This window comes from Nocardiopsis sp. TNDT3 (genome assembly GCF_003427465.1).
Lineage (GTDB): Bacteria > Actinomycetota > Actinomycetes > Streptosporangiales > Streptosporangiaceae > Nocardiopsis > Nocardiopsis dassonvillei.
This window is the reverse complement of record NZ_QPFC01000321.1, coordinates 1-1,953: the sequence shown is the minus strand read 5'-3', so window position 1 is coordinate 1,953 and position 1,953 is coordinate 1. Positions and strand designations below refer to the sequence as shown.

Genomic DNA, 1,953 nt, shown 5'->3' with positions numbered 1-1,953 from the left:
GGGGACGCGCCCCGGCGGGCGCGTCCCCCGATCGGAATGGAGCTCCGGTGACCTGGCAGTTCGTGGCGATCCTCGGCGGCCTGGCCGCGGTGCTGGCCCTGGCGCTGTGGGCGCTGTGGGAGTTCGTGGCCAGCGCGCAGCACCGGCGGATGATCGCCGCCCGCAGTGCCCTGGACCAGGCCGAGTACGAGGCGTCCACGCCCATGGCGCGGCTGGACGCGGCGATCTACCGCACCCAGTGGGGCGGGCGGCTGTACCGCAGGATCGCCCGGTCGGGCACGGAGGTGCGCCTGTCCACGTTCGTGCTCGCGCTGCTGGGCGGATCGCTGCTGGCGGTGGTCGTGGTCTGGCAGGTGCTGGCGCCCTTCTTCGGCCTGCTGGCGGCGGCCGGGGTGGCGTTCCTGTTCTTCTCCTACCTCAACCGCGCCGAGGCCAAGCGGCGCGAGGAGTTCACCTCCCAACTGCCGGACCTGGCCCGGGTACTGGGCAACGCGACCTCGGCGGGCCTGGCCCTGCCCACGGCCGTGGCGATGGCCGCCGACGAGCTGGACGGGCCCGCTGGCGAGGAGCTGAGCCGCATGGCCGAGTCCATGAAGCTGGGCGCCAGCTTCGAGGAGGCCGTCGCGGAGCTGCGCGAGCGCATGCCCTCCCGCGAGCTGGGGGTCCTGCTGTCCACGCTGGTGGTGGCCTCGCGCTCGGGCGGCTCCCTGGTCACGGCGCTGCGCAACATCTCCACCACCCTGGAGAACCGCAAGGAGACCCGGCGCGAGGTGCAGACCATCCTCAGCGAGACCACGAGCACCGTGTGGGCGCTGGGGTTCATGTCGGTGGGCGCCCTGTTCCTGATCAACGCCATCGAGCCGGGCATCATGCGCGTCATGACCACGTCCGTGGCGGGGGTGGCGGTGCTGCTGGTGGTGGCCGCGCTGTTCGCCATCGGCTTCGTGCTGGTGTCCCGCATCACCAAGTTCGACCTGTGAGGACCGCTCCCCGATGAACGCCCCCCTCTCCCTGCTGGTGCCGCTGACCGCCGCTCTGGCCAGCGCGCTGGTCGCGCTGGTCGCGTGCTACGGCCTGTACCTGATGATGTCGCAGACCCGGGTGCGGGTGGCCGACCCGGCCGCGCGCCCGACGCGGATCCGGTCCGACGACACGTTCGTGCTGCACCGGATCACCGAGGCGATCGGACGGCCGTTCGCCCGGTCGCTGCACGCGTCGCTGAGCCAGCGCCGCCTGGTCTCCATCGCCGAGCGCATCGAGGCGGCGGGGAGGCCGGAGGGGCTGACCCTGGAGCGCTACCTGCGGCGCAAGGTCGGCGAGGTGGCGCTGTACGGCACCCTGGGACTGCTGATGTTCGCCTCGGGGAACCCGCTGGTCGGACTGGTGGTGCTGGCCTTCATGGGGTTGACCGACCTGAGCCTGTACGTGCAGGGCCAGGAGCGCGGCGACAAGGTGCAGTCGCAGCTGCCGGACTTCCTGGACGTGCTGGCGGTGACGGTGAGCGCCGGGATGTCGTTCCGGGCGGCGGTGGCCCGGGTGGCGGAGTCGATGCCGGGCGTGCTCGCCGACGAGTTCGCGCTGGCCCTGCAGCAGATGGAGCTGGGCACCTCGCGGCGGGAGGCGTTCGAGATGCTGCGCCGACGCAACCGCAACGAGTCGTTGAGCAAGTTCGTGACCGCGATCCAGCAGGCGGAGGAGCTGGGCGCCCCGCTCAGCGACACCCTGGTCGCCATCAGCCAGGACATGCGGCGCGCCGACGCGCAGTACATGCGCCGCAAGGCGCAGCGGATGAACCCCCGGGTGACGATGGTGACCGCGGTGACCCTGCTTCCGGGCCTGCTCATCCTCATCGTGGGGTCGATGTTCTTGGGCACCGAGGTCAACCTCGGGCTCATCCTGGGCGGCTGACGGGGGCGGCCCCTGCCCCGGGGACGGGGTGAGGGGCCGCCGGCA

At 72.1% G+C, this 1,953-nt stretch carries 2 protein-coding genes; both read left to right on the top strand.

Translation table 11 applies throughout. The features are described 5' to 3' along the window. The first annotated feature begins 47 nt into the window (after positions 1–47). A complete protein-coding gene (locus DQW06_RS08695; protein WP_071621465.1) occupies positions 48–980 on the top strand; it encodes a type II secretion system F family protein in 933 nt (310 codons plus the stop codon). Positions 981–993: 13 nt separating this feature from the next. Continuing rightward, positions 994–1,908: a type II secretion system F family protein gene (locus DQW06_RS08690; protein ID WP_071621464.1), complete on the top strand. Its 915-nt coding sequence runs from the start codon at positions 994–996 to the stop codon at positions 1,906–1,908. Positions 1,909–1,953: the final 45 nt, after the last annotated feature.